Source organism: Sporosarcina luteola, from assembly GCF_023715245.1.
Taxonomy (GTDB): domain Bacteria; phylum Bacillota; class Bacilli; order Bacillales_A; family Planococcaceae; genus Sporosarcina; species Sporosarcina luteola_C.
Genome location: NZ_JAMBNV010000002.1, coordinates 393990 through 413913 on the forward strand (window position 1 = coordinate 393990; position 19924 = coordinate 413913).

17 protein-coding genes and 1 tRNA gene are annotated in these 19924 nt (G+C 45.2%); 9 read left to right on the plus strand and 9 right to left on the minus strand.

What is annotated here, in order from left to right:
* Window positions 1-74 precede the first annotated feature (74 nt).
* Both M3152_RS13475 and M3152_RS13480 read left to right on the plus strand, forming a co-directional pair.
* Window positions 75-557, plus strand: a complete 483-nt coding sequence (locus M3152_RS13475) for a hypothetical protein (protein ID WP_251695721.1) — start codon at window positions 75-77, stop codon at window positions 555-557.
* Between the two features lie 320 nt (window positions 558-877).
* Window positions 878-1798 (plus strand): hypothetical protein, encoded by a 921-nt coding sequence (locus M3152_RS13480; RefSeq protein ID WP_251695722.1) that lies wholly within the window; start codon window positions 878-880, stop codon window positions 1796-1798.
* A gap of 229 nt (window positions 1799-2027) precedes the next feature.
* Here the strand turns inward: M3152_RS13480 and M3152_RS13485 are convergent, their stop codons facing one another.
* Both M3152_RS13485 and M3152_RS13490 read right to left on the minus strand, forming a co-directional pair.
* Window positions 2028-3668: a hypothetical protein gene (locus tag M3152_RS13485; RefSeq protein WP_251695723.1), complete on the minus strand. Its 1641-nt coding sequence runs from the start codon at window positions 3666-3668 to the stop codon at window positions 2028-2030.
* On the minus strand, window positions 3661-4458 hold the full coding sequence (locus M3152_RS13490) for an ABC transporter ATP-binding protein (protein WP_251695724.1): 798 nt from the start codon (window positions 4456-4458) through the stop codon (window positions 3661-3663). The genes M3152_RS13485 and M3152_RS13490 overlap by 8 nt, the downstream gene beginning before the upstream one ends.
* Before the next feature lie 129 nt (window positions 4459-4587).
* Here M3152_RS13490 and M3152_RS13495 point away from each other — a divergent pair, with 129 nt between their 5' ends.
* Together M3152_RS13495 and M3152_RS13500 are read left to right on the plus strand one after the other, a co-directional pair.
* A complete protein-coding gene (locus tag M3152_RS13495) occupies window positions 4588-4839 on the plus strand; it encodes a DUF2188 domain-containing protein (protein WP_251695725.1) in 252 nt (83 codons plus the stop codon).
* A 384-nt stretch (window positions 4840-5223) separates the two neighbouring features.
* Complete coding sequence (locus M3152_RS13500) at window positions 5224-6213, plus strand: nuclease-related domain-containing protein (protein ID WP_251695922.1); 990 nt, start codon at window positions 5224-5226, stop codon at window positions 6211-6213.
* Window positions 6214-6374: 161 nt separating this feature from the next.
* On the opposite strand, the gene M3152_RS13505 is transcribed toward M3152_RS13500, so the two are convergent.
* The gene (locus tag M3152_RS13505; protein WP_251695727.1) at window positions 6375-6800 is read right to left on the minus strand and encodes a hypothetical protein; all 426 of its coding nucleotides are present in this window, start codon (window positions 6798-6800) and stop codon (window positions 6375-6377) included.
* Between the two features lie 52 nt (window positions 6801-6852).
* Window positions 6853-9993 carry an SNF2 helicase associated domain-containing protein gene (locus M3152_RS13510; protein WP_435371946.1) on the minus strand — a complete coding sequence of 1047 codons (3141 nt, stop codon included), beginning with the start codon at window positions 9991-9993 and terminating at the stop codon, window positions 6853-6855.
* Window positions 9994-10075: 82 nt separating this feature from the next.
* Between M3152_RS13510 and M3152_RS13515 the strand changes: the two genes are divergently transcribed.
* The gene (locus M3152_RS13515; RefSeq protein ID WP_251695729.1) at window positions 10076-11293 is read left to right on the plus strand and encodes a DUF346 domain-containing protein; all 1218 of its coding nucleotides are present in this window, start codon (window positions 10076-10078) and stop codon (window positions 11291-11293) included.
* Between the two features lie 87 nt (window positions 11294-11380).
* Here M3152_RS13515 and M3152_RS13520 read toward each other — a convergent pair whose 3' ends face one another.
* The 3 genes from M3152_RS13520 to M3152_RS13530 form a co-directional block, all read right to left on the minus strand.
* Entirely contained in the window at window positions 11381-11566 is a 186-nt protein-coding gene (locus tag M3152_RS13520) for a hypothetical protein (RefSeq protein WP_251695731.1), read from the minus strand.
* A 187-nt stretch (window positions 11567-11753) separates the two neighbouring features.
* Window positions 11754-11930, minus strand: a complete 177-nt coding sequence (locus M3152_RS13525) for a hypothetical protein (protein ID WP_251695732.1) — start codon at window positions 11928-11930, stop codon at window positions 11754-11756.
* Window positions 11931-11951: 21 nt separating this feature from the next.
* Entirely contained in the window at window positions 11952-13499 is a 1548-nt protein-coding gene (locus tag M3152_RS13530) for a sensor domain-containing diguanylate cyclase (RefSeq protein WP_251695734.1), read from the minus strand.
* 199 nt (window positions 13500-13698) lie between these two features.
* Between M3152_RS13530 and guaC the strand changes: the two genes are divergently transcribed.
* Window positions 13699-14682: a GMP reductase gene (gene guaC, locus M3152_RS13535; RefSeq protein WP_251695735.1), complete on the plus strand. Its 984-nt coding sequence runs from the start codon at window positions 13699-13701 to the stop codon at window positions 14680-14682.
* 33 nt (window positions 14683-14715) lie between these two features.
* Here the strand turns inward: guaC and M3152_RS13540 are convergent, their stop codons facing one another.
* Window positions 14716-15426 carry a sulfite exporter TauE/SafE family protein gene (locus tag M3152_RS13540; RefSeq protein WP_251695737.1) on the minus strand — a complete coding sequence of 237 codons (711 nt, stop codon included), beginning with the start codon at window positions 15424-15426 and terminating at the stop codon, window positions 14716-14718.
* 189 nt (window positions 15427-15615) lie between these two features.
* Here M3152_RS13540 and M3152_RS13545 point away from each other — a divergent pair, with 189 nt between their 5' ends.
* The 3 genes from M3152_RS13545 to M3152_RS13555 all read left to right on the plus strand — a co-directional run bounded on the left by M3152_RS13545 (window position 15616) and on the right by M3152_RS13555 (window position 19204).
* On the plus strand, window positions 15616-17283 hold the full coding sequence (locus M3152_RS13545) for an ABC1 kinase family protein (RefSeq protein WP_251695739.1): 1668 nt from the start codon (window positions 15616-15618) through the stop codon (window positions 17281-17283).
* Between the two features lie 118 nt (window positions 17284-17401).
* Window positions 17402-17473: transfer RNA gene (locus M3152_RS13550), tRNA-Asn, on the plus strand.
* Window positions 17474-17521: 48 nt separating this feature from the next.
* Window positions 17522-19204, plus strand: coding sequence for a ribonuclease J (locus M3152_RS13555; protein ID WP_251695740.1), 1683 nt, complete (start codon window positions 17522-17524; stop codon window positions 19202-19204).
* 38 nt (window positions 19205-19242) lie between these two features.
* On the opposite strand, the gene M3152_RS13560 is transcribed toward M3152_RS13555, so the two are convergent.
* Window positions 19243-19776: a GNAT family N-acetyltransferase gene (locus M3152_RS13560; protein WP_251695742.1), complete on the minus strand. Its 534-nt coding sequence runs from the start codon at window positions 19774-19776 to the stop codon at window positions 19243-19245.
* Window positions 19777-19924 lie beyond the last annotated feature (148 nt).

Consider the following 19924-nt stretch of genomic DNA (forward strand, 5'->3'; position numbering starts at 1 on the left):
AATGATAAGAAAGCAAAAACTTAAGTGAATTTAATTAAGAAACGCTTTCTAAAAAATTCAAGGGAGAGATTCATATGGCGCTATTTCCAGAGGATACAAATGATTTCGATTACGAGGCTAACGGTTACTTTATTTACGATAATGTAACATCTGGCAACATTACTGGTGCTCGCATCAATATTAAATATGATCGAGCAATCGCAATTTCTTTCAAACATGGTAATACTCTTGGTAAGTGTAAGGGCTCACTAAAAGAATGTTATGACTTAGCGATTAGAGCGCGTAGCATTTATGCAACGGCGTTTCGACAACACTTCCCTGTCTCAGCTAAGGCTATGGCTTGGGAAATCTGGTTACATGCGGCGCCAGAAGCGTTGGATACAATGATTGATAACAAAATCGTTCGTCTTATTCTGGGTACAACATTGGCAGGAAAAATCAGTATGGCGATTATCGATATTGTTGGAGGCCATACTGATTACGCTGATATTGGTATTACAGATGGTCAACGTAAATTTGATAAGTTCTTTGAAGAAGCGTACGATTTACTATTCTAATAAATGCAAAGGGCTGTCCAGAAAGTCAGTAAAAACCGACTTTCTGTGACAACCCTTTTTAATCTATAAAGAAGAATTTACTGTTGGTTTCTGCTCTCGGCTGACGCTTTTTGCGTGTGAGCGCTAAGCCGTTTCCGCTTAAATCAACGGAACCGCTTTTTATCTATATCGTTTATAGAATGTTTTTCTTGCGAAAGAGGTTGGCAAAGAAGAAATAAACCAGAGTGCTGAAGAACTGCTGGAAGTAAAATGTATCTTATCAAAACACCGGACATACCCTTTACCATAGCCATTTTATATGAAAGGCGGGATAAAAGTACGTGAAATTTAAATTACCATTGTTATGTTTTTTTTTAATCTTTTCTTTTTCTGCTGTTGTTATTATCAATAGTAAGTCTGCCAAAGAAGTAGATACAACCTCGGAAATATCCACTGATTTAACTGTCTATATCCAACAATATGAGGAATTAATTTATGAAATTAAGCAAGAGTTACGCAAAGCTGACATAGGCTTTGTTTTGGATTACGCCATTCTTCCAGGTGAGAACATAAAAATTCTTATCAAGTTGCCATACGAAAAAATTAAACGGTCCACGAAAAAGGAATTAACAAAGATCGTCAATGGGGTACTAGAAGAAAACAATTACGAACCTGAGCGGTTTCATTTGCAAATTTCAAGCTATCATAAGGAACCAAAAGAGAACACGCGTTTTTCAGTACGGTTAAGCTATAATGACTTGATGGGTTATATTATGCAGGAATTGGAGGTTAAAAATTATACTACCTTCAGTTTGGAATACAAAATGGCATCTGAAAAAGTCGAGTTAATCATAAACCTGCCAGTAGATTATGACCCATCCATCAATTCAAAAGTGGAGAAAATAGTGACAGACATAATTGAAAAAAACCATCATGCAAAAGATGATTTTCAAATAAACGTCGTCAATACTATCCATACAGCATCCTCCGCTCGAAATGCAGAAGCCCAAGAGATTATCAAAAGGATCCAAGAAACGAATTTCACTATTAAACTTGAAGAAGAATTAAAAAGGAATGGCTACTCTCCAAATGGTTTAATGAGTTTTCAAATATACTCGAAAGATAAACAATACATCATGCTTTATTTCGGAAATATAGATCTGGAAGATGAAACAATTAAAAGAGACATCCAAAAAATTGTTGATACCGTTTCGCAGGCGAATGGACTTGGTTTATTCATAATCGAATTACAAGTTATTTAAAAAACGGGTGGAAATCATGCAAGTCGCACTGATCCCCACCCGATATTCTTATATACACACGCATTACTTCCTCCAAAAGTCCATAAACTTCAGCAGACACGCATAAATACTTCCAAACACTCATAAACGCCAGCAAACATGCATAAACCTCCGCAAAAGCTCATAACCGCCCACAAACGCGCATAATTCGAGCGAAAGACGCATAAATGCTAGCAAGCCACCCCTCAATTCACACCCGTACCGGCACGTCCCCCTTCATCGGAAACACCTTCCGCCAACCGAGAAATACTCCAATTAGCAGCAATGCGATATATACATAAATTCCACCCGTTATCGCCATCGCAATTAGGTGACCTATGACAAAAATCCCTGTCGAGAAAGTAATCAAAATCATTTTCGCCGACCCTTCCGATTGTGCAAACTCGAAGGATTGGGTAAATGGAAAGTCGCCTGAATTCAGCCATTTGTATGTGAGCAACGTTTGGAGAATTACCCCCAATAACACAGCGAAGAGATCGGGCACAATGCGCCACGAAAAGATCGCGATGAATGCAATCGACAGTAATACGAAAACCGGCATATATAACTTCACTAAAAATGCCTTAAGCGTCCCACTATATGCTGCAGCGGGCTGCTGGATCGGCGCTGCCTTGAAAAGCCAACTCCCTTTATGATTCACGGAAAACTGCATCGTATGGATGATGCTCGGGATCATCATACTGCCGAAATAGATGAGCAAAAACAACTTTCCAGTGGAGATTTCCGCCAGTGTCCTCATTTGCAGTTCTGTAAAGATGAAAATGAACGGAAAAACCATTGAAAATCCAAGTGAAGGATAGACTTTTAGCTTGAAATCCCGTTCCTGTTGCATCATCAAAGCTCCAAAACGGAAGAACGTCTTCTCTTCCCTATTCCCACAGCAAAGCTTTGCCCAACTGTCCACCCACCAACCCGATTTCTTCCTCTTGTTTTTCGATTCGCTCATCAACTTATCCATATTGCGTTCGAACGAAGGCATGAGCCTCACGTAGACGTAGATGGAGATGATCGGGACGAGCAGGGCCAGTGCTGACAACAGGATCAGCACTTTTGAAAAGTCTTGATTCAACAATAGCTCAAACGAAGCGCCGAACCAAATCGGCGGAAGAAACACATGCCACCAGCTGAATGTGTACGTCAAATCTATATCAACAAAATCGAAGGCGCGGATGACAATCTGATAACCGACGATGACGCCGACGGACAGCAGGATTTGCACGTAGTTGATGATATCCTTCAGTTTTTCGCCGTCAAAGAACCGCAGGACCGCAAAGTACACGAGTGACGTAATTACTACAATAAAAAGCATCGTAAGCAGTAGTGCGACAAGAAAAACCAATGTGAATACGATTCCTTTGGAAAACAGTCCTACGACGAGCGGGATCGCAATGAAGGCCCCGGCTATGAAAAACATATAGATTAATATGTGGATGGTTTTCGCGGTGCCAAGCGTCCTACTACTAACCGGTTTTGTCTGCAAAATCGTCTTATCCCTTACATCCAACAGTACCGAAGAAAAATCGGAAACCATCGTCGTCGTCAAAATGAACATGATGATACCGAAAACGATGCTCATTTGAAAGATATAATGACCGTCTCCAAATAGGAGAAACGGAATCACCATAAGCCCATACAATCCATAGATCCACAAGGACTTCAGGAACTGATTGCCTTCCTTTTTCTTCTGCCCATTGAAAATAGTTGGCGTTCGTCTGCCATCCATCGTCAATTTCATGCGCAAAATGGTTTCCATTGCGTCGTAGTCGATGCCTGCTTTTACAAATAGCCGTTTACATTTAGAGAGGATCGCAAGTGTACGAAATTCATGCATCGGCAATTCCATCCTCAACGATCGTGATGAATCGCTCTGCCCGACTCGCATGATCTGTGAATCCTGTCAGCTGATTGAATATGCCGGAAAGCGATCCTTCTTCACTCAGTTCCTGCAATTCTTCAAAACTTCCATCCGCAACAACGGTCCCTTTGACGAGCAGCACAATCCGGTTGCTGATTTTCTCTACGACATCCATAATATGCGAGGAATAAAAGATTGTTTTTCCCTGCGCCGCCAATTGCGCCAACATTTCACGAATGACCATCATGCTGTTCGCATCCAAGCCGCTTAACGGTTCGTCGAAGAATAATAGATCAGGATTATGCAGCAAGCTCGAAATGATGAGCACCTTTTGCCGCATCCCTTTGGAGAAGGAAGAAAGCCGTGTGTGCATCACGTCGCCAAGTTCAAATTCCTCCATAAGCTTCTGCGCTTTCTCTTCCGCAAATGCACGGTCAAGTCCGTACAATTCCCCCGTGAACGCCAAGTACTCCATCGCCGTCAAGTTATCGTACAGCTCCGCTTGCTCCGGCACATACCCGATTCTTCTTTTGTAAGATGGGTCTCCCGAAGCGATATCCTCGCCAAAGATTACTACCTGGCCCGTATAATTTTGAATTAAGCCGAGCATGATTTTCACCGTCGTGCTTTTCCCCGCACCGTTCGGACCGATATAGCCGATAATCTGCCCCCGTTCAACCTCTAAATTCACGCCATTCAACACACGATGATTTCCGTACGTCATCGTGACATTCCGTAAAGATAACACCTTATTTGGTGACTCCATATATACACCCCCACTTGCTTAAGTTTATCATTAATTAACCAGAGAAGTCATACCATTCTATGAATTAGAGCTGTTTTGGATTCCACCCAACCGGGTAATGGAAGGGTACTAGATTGAGGAGGTTATTGTATGGCAAAACGTGACCAAGACGAGTATTTCGAAGATCGCGCTGGAACAGACGATGCGAGATTCCACGTCGTTCCCCTTGATGACGAAGGCTGGGCTGTGAAAAAGGAAGGCAATGATGAACCTGCCTATACGGCGGGCAACCGGAATGACGCCGTCGATGAAGCCAAACGAATGGCGGAAGAAGCCGGTACGATGGTTTATGTTCATGGAGATGATGGGAAGATAGAGGAACAGTTAGAATACGGTGATTAACAACGAAACGGCAACGCCTTGTGCGCTGCCGTATTTTATTTCATTCAATAAAAACCGTTTTGCACCTTGGGATACCATATTACTGGAATGCCAAATGATTCACTTACAAATTACGCCTGACTATCATCTTTGAAAGGCACTGGAATTATGTGATTTTCGGGGAGATTAAAGTCCCAAAACGACGATAACTTTTGAGAAGTGACCGATAACTTCTTACAACTGACCGATAACTGCCAGGAAATGAACGATAACTCGGTGAAATTGATCGATAACCTAAAGGAAATGATTGATAACTTTTCAGCAGCACTAACTATAGCGAGTTTTCAGACTCTTATGGTAGAATAGATGTTACAAGACAATAATGGAGGCGGTATTTCATTGATCATGAAGGAAAAAGAAATCTCTTTAAAGGCAATCGGGCTTGAGGCCTTGCTACGTAGGCTGCCGGAGCATCACCCGCGCTACGCGGACATCGAGAACGAGCTGAGGAAGACTCGGGCAGGCGAAAATGGTGAAAGAATACTAGCAAATGTCTTTCAGCAATATCAGTTCCCTTTTAAGCATTACATTTTCCATGACGTGAACTTGCAATCCACAGGCAAATTCCAAATCGATACACTTTTTCTTTGTCAACAAGGTGCCGTCATTTTGGAAGTGAAAAATATTGCCGGCCGAATCAGTTTTCCAGAAGAGTACAATCAACTGACGCGCACCCTTGAAAACGGACAAATTGATGCATTTGAATGTCCATCTGTCCAGCTGGAGCGGAATAAGATGCTGTTAGAAGATTGGTTTCACGCGCACCACATGCCTATCCCCATTTATCAGGCAGCGGTTTTCCCCAGACCGCATCAGCAATTCGAAAACCTTCGTAAAGATCTGACTCTCCTTTTTCCTCTTGAGATCCCTGTTTTTCTCCGCAGACTCAATTCATTTCACCCTTCAATTGATTTACCCGGACTTGCAGACATTGCAAATAAGATAACTGATGCCCACCGTGAATTTGATCCGTTTCCATTATCAGACCGATTTGGAATCCAGCCAACCGAAGTTATATCGGGAGTCCGCTGTGTTGAATGCGGCCGGTTTGGCATGGAATCAATTTACAACGGATGGGGCTGTCCTAACCGCGGCAATATAGACCCGCATGCCCATGTTCAAGCGATGTTGGATTACTTTATGTTAGTGGATTTACGTATTTCAAATAAAGAATGTAGGCGCTTTTTACATCTAGATAACGTCCAGAAAGCTAAACGGATTTTAGGGCAGCTTGGAATACCTTTTGAAGGGGAGAAAAGGGGAAGATATTATGTGGCGGACCTTAAAGTGATTAGAGAGCTTCATGATTCAAATAATCCAAAAGTCCCAAAGTGACAATAACTCTTGGGAAATGATCGATAAGTTTCGGGAAATAAACGATAACTCCGTTGAATTGATCGATAACTCATAGGAAATGATTGATATCCGCCGGGAAATAATCGATAACTCCCCGATGACGCGAAAAACCGCCTCAGTCAATCGACTGAAGCGGTTTCTCACTTGAATAACTCTTTATAAGCCAACGCTTTCAACGCTAGCATCTCTTCATCCGTCAACCGACTTTCGATTTTATTGAGCAGTGCCTGTTGCTCCGATGCAGTCATGCCTTGCCGTGCTTGAATTTGTATGTCGTTGATTTCACCTAGATCGAATTTCTTCAACAGGACCCTCGTCGCTTCCTCTTTTGTTTGGAAAGGAAGTTTCGACGCGTCTACATTCTTCCCTTCTTCGATGAACGCACGGAGTTCCGGGTCTCTTTGAACTTCCTGTCTAATGGCCTCCATCTGACCGCTCGATTCCAGTTCTGCCGCCACTTGGCCCATCACTTCGTCGGCGATGAATTTTGTTCCGAAATGGTAGACACCGAAGCCGATAACAACAAGTATGACGGCGATGCTTAGTAAAATCTTGATTGCTCTCAATTGATCCGCTCCTTTTCCAGTAGTATCCACTGCCCTTGCAGCAACTATACTTCTATATTTCCAGCAACTCCCGGATGTCGTCCTCAGTCAATGTAGTATTAGCAGCATCCTTAGAATCAATGATCTCCTCGATCAGATTCCTCTTCTTCTCCTGCAACTCATTCATTTTATCCTCAATCGTGCCACGCGCGACGAGCTTGATGACATGGACGGTTTGCTGTTGACCCATGCGGTGGGCACGGTCCGTGGCTTGCTCTTCCACCGCGGGATTCCACCAAAGATCGTACAAGATGACGGTGTCGGCCCCCGTTAAATTCAAGCCCGCCCCGCCCGCTTTCAATGAAATGAGAAAAACATCGCGCTCTCCTGCATTGAATCGATTGCATAATTCCAGTCGTTCCTCGGAAGGTGTTTGGCCATCCAAATAGAAAAACGGAGTACCTTTCATTGCAAGTTCCTTGCCGATAATGCCAAGCATCTTCGTAAATTGTGAAAAGATCAGCACTCTTCTCCCAGCCTGCTTCGATTCCTGAATCAGCTGCTTCAACTGCTCGAACTTCGCGGAACTGCCCTGGTAGCCGTCAACAAACAACGCCGGATGGCAACAGATTTGCCGCAACCTCGTCAAACCGGCGAGAATTTTGATTTTATTCCTTCGGATCGTGTCCTTATCCAAATGCTTTAACGTGTCGTGGCGCAGCTTTGCCAAATAGGCGGCATACAGCTTCTTCTGTTCGGGAAGCAACTCCGCGGATTCCATCGATTCGACTTTTGCCGGCAGCTCTCCGAGGACATCTTCCTTCATCCGTCTCAGCAAAAATGGTCGTACTCGGCGGGATATCGCTTTCGGCGTAAGTTCACTATATTCCTGCAATCCCATGAACAGTTCAGGGAATACGACGTGATAGATGGACCAAAGTTCCTCCTCCGAATTTTCGATAGGCGTTCCGGTCAGCGCGAAACAGGTGTCTGCATGCAATCTTTTCACAGCCCGTGCCGTTTGCGTAAACGGGTTTTTGAATGCTTGCGCCTCGTCGAAAAAGATCGTCAGGAAGTCTTGTTTCTCATACCACTGAATATCCCGGCGAATCAAAGGATAAGACGTGATCAACACATCCTTGTCCTCCACATCACTTTGCCGCTCTGCCCTCTCCTTTCTTGACCCGTCTATGACGATGGCATTTATTTCAGGCGCAAATTTCCGGAATTCGCTCAACCAGTTATAGGTTAATGAAGAGGGGCAGACGATTAAGACTTGCCGTTTCTTCTCGCGGATGTCAGGAAGCATAGACAGGATGAATGCAATGCTCTGCAACGTCTTACCGAGCCCCATATCGTCTGCAAGTATGCCCCCGACGCCGAATTCAGCAATCGTTTTCATCCATTGAAAACCTGTTTTTTGATAATCGCGCAATACCGTTTCCAACGACGGTGGCACTTCCGCGTAATCGCCGGGATTCAGTAGACGTTCAAAAAACTGGCGAGCAGATTCCTCAACGGAAAACATCTCATCATTACCGACTGAATCCAAAAATCGGATGCCACGCACCATCGGAACGTTCAATCCCTTTTCGAGGGTCTCGATGTCTTCCGGAATTTCATTCAAAAACCGTTGGATTTCTTCAAACTCCTTCGTTTCTAATGAAAGAAGGGAGCCATTCCGCAAACGGTAATACTTCTGTTTTTCCTCCAGCGCTTCAAGGATTTCACGTATTTGCTTATCGGGTATGCCGTCCATCTCAAATTTGAATTCTAGCCAATTCGTCCGGTCCTCGTGCGCTTTCACCCGGATGCGCGGTTTGGCATTCCCCCTGAAAACCCGGTTCCTGATTGCTGTCGTCGCATACACTTGGACGAACTTCTGAAGTTTCGGGAGGATGTGATGAAGAAATTCATATTCCAATTCCTCATTGTGCAATAAATACCCTTCATCCGTTGTAGCGAATGAGCTGTCTTCCATTAAACGGAGGATGGCCTCTTCCTTATCAAGGTCGCGGACCAATACGGATCCCGCCGGCAAATCCTTCTCCGTAACAGGATTCAGGACGATCTGGTCATATTGGAATTCGAGGCTTGCAAGCAATCGGTTGTTTACCCGATCGATGTACAGCTTTGCCTTCAAAGGAGATTTTACGAGCTGGTCCATTACCGTTTCATCGAGTTGGACTTCGCCGATTCTCCTCAGTCCAGGTACTACCTTTTCGATGAAGAATCCGATTTGCTCATTGGAGATGGGCAGCTGGCGTGTGCCTGACGTCTCGATCATTTTTTGCAGATCGGCGAGCCGCTTGCAATCCTCATTGCTCAGCTGGAATAATTGCCCATCGCAAAGGACAAGCTTGTAAGCCTCCAATACGTGCACATGGTTCAACCCATCAATTGTGAGAACATGCCCGGTTTCCTGCTTTTTTTCGAAATGAAAATGGACGGGCAATGTCGCTTCCACTATGTGAAAGCTCGTTATTCTGCCGCCAATTTCCAGTTGTACGTCGCTTGCTTGAGTTATAACCTTCAGTAACCTTTCCCACGAGGATGGCGGGATTAGCAATGTAGCGGGGCTCACTGAACCGTGCCGGAAAACCCTATCTTCATTATGAATACCGATAAGTTGCTGGAGAACAGCATCAGCTTCCCTGTTGAAGCAATGCAGTTGGGAATCAAAAGTGAATGTACGTTTCAGTGTGCTTGGCCGTCTTTCATTCACATCCTCCAAAAACTGCCGGATGTCCTCCACATGAATTCCTGCAACAGCCAACTCCATGCCAAGCATTTGCTGTTTCCCCGCAACAACGGGCTTAAACGTAAAAGCGAGCTCCACCACTTCCCTATTTTCGAAATGAAGCTGATGTCCGCTAGCTCTTGGTTTGTCATTGAAAAGGGAAAGCATTCCTTCCGCCAAATCCGGCGCTATCTCACGCTTGCGTTCCATCATGGCTATCAAAACAGCCGCTACGTGCTGGCATTTGAATTTATAGTAAGGCAGAACCGGACAGCTGCACTCCGATTGAAGTTTTTCACCCGATAGATCGATGGTGACGTGGAAGTTTTCCTTCCCTGCCACAATCGCTTCGCAATATGTGTTGCTATATTGTGTAAACGTCACTTTCCCTGCACGGTTAAACATCTCGCCCCGTTTGAATGAGACGGAGCCGCACAGCTCCATGATCCTATTTTGTGTTATATGGGTGCTCAAATCAGCTTGTCTCCTTTCGGGGATTAATCACCTGCACAGGCGCTTTGCATATACTATCTTATCACTCAGAGGAGGTGTTTGATTGTTTTATTATGGCTATATGGCGCCTTCAATGATGCCTATGAACCAGTTTGCACAACTCGGCCCTGATGAAAGAGAGCGTCAAGCAAGCGTTCAGCAGATTTTGCAGAAAATCAGAAGGGAAAATTATGACCTGTACCGGGAACTCGACCGGTACGGCATGAATCAGGTCATCACCAATTATGTATTCACGCTCGTCATCGGAGCCACAATCAATGCGTCAACTGCGAACCAAACCGCTGAACAAATCTATCGGCAGTTTCAGCAGCAATACCCTTGGATGAATCTATTCTTCCGCCAATTCAATATCCCTCAAAACGTTATTGACCGTATCTTGTTGCGGGTGATTCAACTGACTCTGGATGAAATCCGCGGAGGCCAACCAGGACCTGGACCCGGGCCCGGCCAAGGTTGGATCGGTTGGGAGGACTTGGGTGGTGTCTTGACATCCGCTCCGGGAGTATCTTCTTGGCAGCCGAATCGATTGGATGTGTTTGTCCGCGGAACGGACCAAGCCCTTTACCATAAATGGTGGGATGGACGGCAATGGAATGATTGGGAAAGCCTTGGCGGTGTGTTAACTTCAGCTCCTGCAGCTGTGTCTTGGGGACCGAACCGTATTGATGTGTTCGTAAGAGGAACAGACAATTCCCTTTATCATAAATGGTGGGACGGACGGCAATGGAATGATTGGGAAAGTCTTGGCGGTGTGCTTACGAGCGACCCGGCTGCATCATCTCGCCGGCCCAATCAATTGGATGTCTTCGTAAGAGGAAGTGACAATGCACTATACAAAAAGACGTGGAACGGATCTCGTTGGGAAGAATGGGAGAATCTCGGCGGCAATTTGACTTCGGAACCGGCTGCCGTATCATGGGGACCGAACCGGATTGACGTATTCGCTCGGGGACAAAACCAAGACTTGATCCATAAATGGTGGAACGGATCTTCTTGGAGCAACTGGGAAAGCCTTGGCGGAATCCTAGTCGGCGGACCAACCGTCTCCTCCAAGCAACCGAACCGCCTGCAAGTATTTGTAAGGGGGACGGATAACGGCTTGTACCTGTTGGAGTGGAACGGCACACGTTGGTCCGACTGGCAAAATCTCGGCGGATCGCTCACCTCGAGGCCTTCAGCTGTATCATGGGGACCGAACCGGACGGACGTATTCGCAAGAGGGCAAAATCAAAACCTGATTCATTTATATCAAAACAGATAGACAATCAGCCACTGAAAACATTTCGTCTTCAGTGGCTCTTCCTGTGGTTCTCGATAAAGATACTCACAAGTCATGTTTCTTCCTATACTAACGCCAATTTTCCGAAATAATGGCTTTGGTCTCTGTTGTAGTGAGCCTCGTCACCAAGGCGATTTTTTCTGTGGAGAAAGCCAAGCCATGCATTGTCAGCACTGTGGAAACCTTCTCTTGCCAGATGCCTTGATTTAACCCTTTCAAGCGCGCTTCCTCCAATTCCTCTACCCGATTTTGCATATGACTCCCTCCTTTCAATTAAATTATATTATATTTCCCTTTTACTTCCTTTTCAACAAAAAACCTTCCACCTCCTTCCAACAATATAAAACAAACGTTCCTATTAATCAATGAAATAGCTTTTATAGTCATGAATAGAAAAAAGCAGGGACACGTCGAGATGTGTCCCTGCCTATTTATCGTCGCTTCAAAGTTCCTGGTAATCTTTCATGAACCTGCCGCTTTCCTTCACTTCGGAGTGATACAGTGCCTTCAATGCAAAACTCTTTTCCAGCTCATGTTCCTTCATGATCTGCTTCAACCGCTGCGTCAATTCCGAATTGTTTTTCACAAGCAGTTCCATTTTCGATTTCGAATATTGCATGATTATGTCCTCCTTGGGCTTTCATATTCTCAGTGTAGCATAATCAATCGTCCGGTTACGACCTGTCCGTTTCGCTTCATATAGACTTTGGTCTGCCAACTCCAACAGTTCGCCTGAGTCCTGGCGATCTTCTGGATGCATCGCAATCCCGATCGATATCGTCACTACTTCCCCGCATGGACTACTTGTGCTTTCTAATTTCTTGCGCAAGCGTTCCGCTACTTGGAATGCCGTCTGCCGATCCGTCTCAGGCAACAGCATGACAAACTCCTCCCCGCCGAAACGGCAGCATACATCATCTTTACTGGCGACTTCAAGCATTGATGCTGCCAAGTATTTCAGTACTTCATCACCCATAGCATGTCCATACGTATCATTGACGCGTTTAAATTTATCAATATCAAAAATAAGCAATGCAAAAGGGCGGTCCTGCTCTGTCCATTGTTCCAAATGGGCGTCCATGACTCGCCGGTTCATCAGCTTCGTCAACGGATCGACCGTCGATTGGTGAATAAAGAAATTCAAGCTGTAGTTCAATGCCTTTTTCAATTGAATCGCTTCGTAATACCAAGCATGCACATCATTTATTTTTTCACCTTGATTGTTTTCCGTGCTGGATTCGGCGTATGTAGCAAGCCTTGTCAAAGGCTGAGCAATTTTATAAGACAAAAGTAAAATGACCAGGAAGGAGAAAAGTAGGATTGGAGCCGTCTTCAAGATCATTTCTTTTATCATCGTGACGGAGGAGGCCAAAGCGACTTCCTTCGGCCTTTGGGTCACGATGCCCCAATCGGCTATTGGAATCGTCGCATAGCCCGCCAACATTTCGACTCCCTCCGTATTCACAACTTCCATCGCACCGCTCTTACCTGTTATCAATTGCTGGACAACGGCATTTTCCAACACAATATCGTTTACCCGCCAAGGATTTTGGTGATATATAATGCGACCGCTTTTATCCACGACATACACGTAGGAGCCGTCCTCGTAAAAATGTTCACCCAATACTTGTTGAAGGATGTTTTCCTCTTTTAAATAAACTGTTCCCCCGACAAGGCCGAGATAATCACCTTCATTGTCGAAAATCGGATAGGATAGGAAAATGATCAAGCGCCCTGTTAATCCGATATAAGGTTGTGAAATGAAAGCTTCGCGCTTTTTCAGCGCTTCGCGACCGCCTTCCGAGTTCAGCATTTTCCCCTTTAAAGCCAAAGTCTCCGGGGAGACGGCCAGAATTTCACCATCTTTAGCAGCTATAGCAACTGAGTTGAATGTATCCGTCTGTTTCTTCATTCGATTCACTTCGGATAGTAAAATTTCTTCAACATTTTCTTGTCCCATTAACGGCGCAATCTGATTTGCGCTCGCTTCCATTGATTGCAGTGTCATCGACAAATACGACTCCGTCGACTGTGCCATTTTCACCGCATACGCACGGTTCGTTTCCAATGTATTCTCAATTAACGATTGCTGTTCCACCCGATAACCCGAAATGATGCTGGCCGCCAAAGTCAGCACTATCGATAGGAACGCAACCAACCCTATTAAATATTTTAAAGATAGCCTCATAGTGATCCATCACCTCTGTGAATTTTCAAACTTCCACCCATCATATCATCTATAAATCCATTGAACACCCTTATTTTGGAATATTACTTTCGTAAAGTATGAATAGTAATTGACGAATGGGGAAAAATAATGTAAATTACAAAAGCACGAACGTTTACATCGAAATAAAAAATATCATTCGCCTTTAGGAGTGTAGTATATGGATACAGTATTCGATTATGAAGATATTCAATTGATTCCCGCTAAGTGTATAGTAAATAGTCGCTCAGAATGTGACACTTCCGTCATGTTAGGTAAACACAAATTTGCATTGCCGGTCGTCCCTGCAAATATGCAGACGATCATTGATGAACAGGTCGCCATCCAATTGGCGGAAGGCGGTTATTTCTATATCATGCACCGGTTCAACCCAGAAAAGCGTGCTGAATTCATTATAGATATGCATACCCGTGGTTTGATTTCTTCAATCAGTGTCGGTGTGAAAGAGGAGGAGTACGGCTTTGTCGAGCAATTGGCAGCTGACCAGCTTATTCCGGACTATATTACAATCGACATTGCGCACGGTCATTCAAACGCCGTAATCCGCATGATCCAGCATATAAAAAAACATCTTCCGGAAACGTTTGTCATCGCTGGCAATGTCGGTACGCCGGAAGCGGTCCGCGAACTCGAGAATGCTGGCGCAGATGCAACGAAAGTAGGCATCGGACCGGGTAAAGTTTGCATCACGAAGATTAAAACCGGTTTCGGAACTGGCGGATGGCAGCTGGCAGCGCTTCGCTGGTGCGCAAAAGCCGCTTCGAAGCCGATCATCGCTGACGGCGGCATCCGTACACATGGAGACATCGCAAAATCGGTTCGATTCGGCGCGTCCATGGTCATGATCGGATCCCTTTTCGCCGGTCACGAAGAGTCCCCAGGCGAAACAATCGAAATGGACGGCAAGCTATACAAAGAGTATTTCGGATCTGCTTCTGAATACCAAAAAGGCGAGAAGAAAAACGTCGAAGGCAAAAAAATGCATGTGGCCTACAAAGGGAAACTGCAAGACACGCTTACTGAAATGCAGCAGGATCTCCAATCGTCCATCTCCTATGCAGGCGGAACAAAGTTGGATGCTATCCGTACAGTTGATTATGTAATCGTGAAAAACTCCATTTTTAATGGGGACAAGGTTTATTAATAAGCGAAAGGGGTGGCGTGTGCCAGCCCTTTTTTAGTTGCTTAACAGCAAATAAATCCCCGTAAATAGTAAAATGATATACATGAAAATGCGGAAACCTGCTTGATTGACCTTCAGGAATAAATACTGCCCCGCATAAAGGCCAAGCCAAACAATTGGCAATGCAAGAACGCTCGATTTCCATACTGTAACACTAGTCCCTGCAAATACGATCTGGATGAGCAAGCTGATGGAATAGATGAATAAATAATAGACGAGCGTCGTGCCGCGCAATGTTTCTTTTGCCGTGTCCGCACCTGAAAAATAAAGCAGCAATGGCGGCCCCGGCATTCCGATACTTGTCGTCAACGCACCGGAAAGTCCACCGATGGCAACATCCCTGTTCGGTGATTGCTTCATCCTCAACTTCAGAAGCAAAAGGGCTGTCAACAGAAGGATGATGATACCGATGCCCAGCTTTAACTTTGGAATATCGACGAGCAGGAATACGATAATCCCAAGCGGCAACCCAATGAAACTGCCCATGATGAACCGCTTCATCACTCCCCTATCAATATCAGTCCTCACTTTCCGATACATCGCCAATGAAATGACTAACGACAAAAGAAGATTGATTTGGATGGCATCCCGTGCATCGAATAATAGCAGAAGAAACGGTGTCGCAACGATTGAGAAGCCAAACCCGGTCCCAGTCTGGAGGATGGATGCTACTAATATGATTGTGATGAAAAAAAGAATATCCAATGGAATGACCCTCTATTGATTTTTGTTAAGTGTAACACGAAATGAGTCTAGCTTTCTTTGGAATCACAACGTTTGAGAGGGGCTGGCCTTTAATTGTCGGCCGCGTAAAGAAGTAATACAATGGCTAACATTAATCGTAAAAGGGTATATGGATAGGTAAACCGCTGCGATAGATTTGGAGGAATTAATTTGTTGAAGATACGAATACGGCATACAAAACGATTTCAAGAGATTACGAATGTTTTTCTGCGCAACGGGTTCAGCCACTTTCTGTTCCGGTTAGGGCTAACCGATCGCAGTTCGTCAAACGACGACGGCGGAAATGAAATGAATATGCAAGATGCCGGGGTCAAGCTTCGTCATGCCTTGCAGGAATTGGGACCGACTTTCATCAAACTTGGACAGATTGCGAGTTCACGGCGGGATCTTGTTCCTCTTGAAATCGCTTCGGAGCTTGAGAAACTTCAGGACCATGTTACAGCTGTTCCGTTTGATCAAATTCGGGAAATAGTAGAGTTTGAACTCGAAGAGCCTCTTGAACATCTATTCAAGACATTCGATGAGAAGCCGTTAGCTACCGCCTCGATCGGGCAAGTGCATATCGCACACTTGCCAAGTGGAGAAGAGGTTGCTGTCAAAGTTCAGCGGCCTGACATTAGACCAACAATGGAGACCGACCTTGCCATTTTAAGCGATTTGGCCCGCTTTTTAGAAGACAATACGGATTGGGCCGAAACGTATCACCTCCGCGAGATGGTCATCGAATTCTCCAGATCATTGCAAGATGAACTGGATTACCGGGTGGAAGGGCGCAATAGTGAGCGTATCGCGAAACAATTCGAGGAAAATCCGAGTATCCATATACCTAAAGTCTATTGGGATTATTCGACGGACAAGGTGCTGACGATGGAAATGGTCAACGGTGTCAAAGCGAATGATTTGGAAAAGATGGACGCAGGCGGGTATGACCGAAAGTTGATTGCGCGACGGATCGTCGATTCGATGTTCCATCAAATCTTGGATGAAGGGTTTTTCCACGGTGACCCGCACCCAGGTAATATTTACATCCTCCCTGAACACGTCGTTTCTTATTTGGACTTCGGGATGGTCGGAAGGCTTGATAAGGAGCTGAAATACCATTTTGCCTCGCTTATCCTCAATTTGCGCGAAGGAGACACAGAAGGGATGATCGAAGTTTTTTCCGATATGGGTATCCTATCGGAAGACACAGACATGCGGGCATTTACGAGGGACGTGGATGATCTTCAAACGAAGTATTACGATGTATCATTAAATGATGTGAGCCTTGGGGCAATCTTCATCGAACTGTTTCAAGTCGCCTACCGACACCATATTATCATCCCATCTGAAATCTCGATATTAGGTAAGGCTATCCTTACACTCGAAGGGCTCATTGCGAAGTTGGACCCTGAGCTCAGCATCATGGAAGCGGTCGAGCCTTTTGGAGAGAAATTGATGCGAGAGCGCTATCATCCGAAGAACCTGCTTGAAAATTCGTGGAAAGACTTTGTTGAAAACATCGAAATCCTAACGAATCTGCCAAAGGACTTGAAAGCAATTGCGACGACAATCCGAAAAGGGAAGCTTCAGCTCGACATCAATATTCAGCAACTTCAAGCCTTTCTGCATCGGCTTGACCGGATCAGCAACCGCCTTTCATTCAGTATCATCCTGCTGTCCTTCAGCATTCTCATGGTCGGGTTGATCATCGGCTCAGCCATCGCCGGCCAGACAAACGTGCTATGGCAGTTCCCGATCATTGAAGCCGGTTCCATCATCGCCGCGCTCATGTTTCTTTTCATGATCTACTCCATCTTCCGCTCCGGGCGGATGTGAAGTATATTTCATTTAATTTGTACACCAAAATTACATGCTAATTCATTGCCGCTCAATTTTTTAAAATAAAGATGAATAATCCACCGCATTCTGCACATTATAGGATTACTAATATCCTTCCGAAATAGCTCAGCGGTGGAGCAATCGGCTGTTAACCGATAGGCCGTAGGTTCGAATCCTACTTTCGGAGTAAAGGCTGTCTCTGTCGTAACGACGAGACAGCCCTTTTTCATTACCAATGTGGGAGGACATCGATGTGGACACAAAATTAGCTGTTTTTGCTTTAGGCGGCATCAATGAAATCGGTAAAAATATGTATGTCATTCAATACGCGAACGATATCGTCGTCATCGATTGCGGTTCGAAATTTCCGGATGAGAATTTATTGGGCGTCGATCTGATCATCCAGGATATCTCCTACTTGAAGGAACACCGGGAAAATGTCCGGGCACTCATTGTCACTCATGGGCATGAGGATCATATCGGAGGTATTCCGTATTTCCTGAAGCAACTGAATGTCCCTGTCTATGCGACACGGCTGACACTCGGACTGATCCAGTTAAGATTAAAAGAACATGGACTGCTGAGGGAAACTGAACTTATATTAATAAACGGAGATTCAACTGTCGACCTCGGATCGATATCCGCCACCTTCTTCAAAACGAATCACAGCATTCCGGATTGTCTTGGAATCGCCTTCGAAACGCCCGAAGGAACAGTTGTGCATACTGGCGATTTCAAGTTTGACCTTACGCCTGTTAACGATGAGTATGCGGATCTTCATAAGATGGCCGAAATCGGGAAAAAGGGTGTGCTGCTTTTATTATCTGAAAGTACAAATGCAGAGCGCCCCGGCTTCTCGCAATCCGAACGGGTTGTCGGCGGGCATATTGCAGACGCATTCCGGAAAGCGGAAGGTAAGATTTTCATTTCAACATTCGCCTCAAATGTCCATCGTGTCCAGCAAATCATCGAAGCTGCGCATATGACGAACCGAAAAATTGCATTGCTTGGCAGAAGCATGGTGAACGTCGTGTCAGTCGCCGAGGAACTCGGATATTTGAAGATTCCCGAAGGCATGCTGATCGAACCGCAAGAAGTCGATCAGATGGATCCTGAAAACGTCGCCATCATTTGTACCGGCAGCCAGGGTGAACCGATGGCGGCGTTATCGCGTCTCTCTAGCAACAACTTCCGCCAAGTATCGGTGCTGCCCGGAGACACCGTCATATTTGCCTCCAGCCCGATACCAGGGAATGAAAAAAGCGTGTCGCGGATTATCGATAATCTATATCGTCTCGGAGCAAAGGTCATATATGGGACCGGCGGCGCAACGGGTATGCACGTTTCCGGACATGCATACCGGGAAGAGTTGAAGCTCATGCTGTCGTTAATGAAACCAACCTATTTCATTCCGATTCACGGTGAATACCGCATGTTGGAGTTGCATCGCGAAATGGCCGAATCGATCGGTGTGGAAAGTGAAAATGTTTTCATTCTTAACAACGGGGATGTCGTAGACATTCAAAATGGAATCGCACGCCAAACGAGACATGTAGAAGCTGGGAATGTCTTTGTGGATGGTCTTGGCATCGGGGATGTCGGAAGAGTCGTATTGCGCGATCGCAAACTTCTTTCCGAAGAAGGGATGCTCATCATCATCGTTTCCATGAGCAAAGCGGATGGTCGAATCATTTCGGATCCGGATACGATTTCACGTGGCTTTGTCTATGAACGCGATGCAAATGAGCTTTACAAGGAAGTGAACCAGTTAGTCATTTCAACGATTAAAGATGCAAAACCTTCCACCAGGTACCGGCAGAATGACTTGAAACACGCCATCCGGAAGTCAGTTGAGAAGCTGCTCTACACCCGGACGAGAAGAAAACCGATGATTCTTCCATTTATTATCGAGATATGAAAATGAGGCGGAGGACATCGCTTGTCCTCCGTTTTTCGCTATTCCTCTTTCACCAATCCAAACACATAATGATCAACAAACTTATCATACAGCCACTCCGCTTGTTTCAAGTTACCTTCCAGCTGGAAACCGAGCCGTTGCGGAATGGCTGCGCTTTTCTGATTTTCAGTCGCTGTACGGATTTCAATCCGATTCAGCTCTAATTCATTGAAACAATAGTCAACAACCGCCTGGCAAGCTTTCGTCATCAAGCCTTTCCCTTCGAAGCCGGCTCCTAGCCAATAGCCGATAGAAGTCGATTTGTTTGACCAATTAATGCTGTGCAAGCCTATTACGCCAGCAAGCTCTCCTTTGTACCAAATGCCCGCCTGGAAGCCGTCATTCCGACTGAACTGCTGCAATGTACTGCCAATAAAATTTCTTGAATCCGCCATCGTTCTCGTGAAATCGAGCCAAGGAAGCCATTCGCGGAGGCTTTCCCTTGATTGATCGGTCAATTGAAATAGCTCTTCGGCATGTCTGAGTTCCAATAAACGCAACTCGATGTTTTCATCAATTCTAAAAGCAAACATTGTACTGATCCCCCTTTAGTTGATCCACCCGCGCCAGAAACGCATAAATCCTGACAAGCGCGCATAACTCCAATTATATACGCATAAAACTGTCCAAAAACGCATAAATGGAAATAAAAGCTCATAAATCTCGCGAAATGCGCATAAA

Excerpts from the sequence above, each read along its gene's own strand:
- M3152_RS13490 (WP_251695724.1), bottom strand. The coding sequence starts at position 4,458 with ATGGAGTCACCAAATAAGGTGTTATCTTTACGGAATGTCACGATGACG.
- M3152_RS13530 (WP_251695734.1), bottom strand. The coding sequence starts at position 13,499 with ATGAGGCTATCTTTAAAATATTTAATAGGGTTGGTTGCGTTCCTATCG.
- guaC (WP_251695735.1), top strand. The coding sequence starts at position 13,699 with ATGGATACAGTATTCGATTATGAAGATATTCAATTGATTCCCGCTAAG.
- M3152_RS13520 (WP_251695731.1), bottom strand. The coding sequence starts at position 11,566 with ATGCAAAATCGGGTAGAGGAATTGGAGGAAGCGCGCTTGAAAGGGTTA.
- M3152_RS13495 (WP_251695725.1), top strand. The coding sequence starts at position 4,588 with ATGGCAAAACGTGACCAAGACGAGTATTTCGAAGATCGCGCTGGAACA.
- M3152_RS13485 (WP_251695723.1), bottom strand. The coding sequence starts at position 3,668 with ATGCATGAATTTCGTACACTTGCGATCCTCTCTAAATGTAAACGGCTA.
- M3152_RS13555 (WP_251695740.1), top strand. The coding sequence starts at position 17,522 with ATGTGGGAGGACATCGATGTGGACACAAAATTAGCTGTTTTTGCTTTA.
- M3152_RS13475 (WP_251695721.1), top strand. The coding sequence starts at position 75 with ATGGCGCTATTTCCAGAGGATACAAATGATTTCGATTACGAGGCTAAC.
- M3152_RS13500 (WP_251695922.1), top strand. The coding sequence starts at position 5,224 with ATGAAGGAAAAAGAAATCTCTTTAAAGGCAATCGGGCTTGAGGCCTTG.
- M3152_RS13525 (WP_251695732.1), bottom strand. The coding sequence starts at position 11,930 with ATGCAATATTCGAAATCGAAAATGGAACTGCTTGTGAAAAACAATTCG.
- M3152_RS13560 (WP_251695742.1), bottom strand. The coding sequence starts at position 19,776 with ATGTTTGCTTTTAGAATTGATGAAAACATCGAGTTGCGTTTATTGGAA.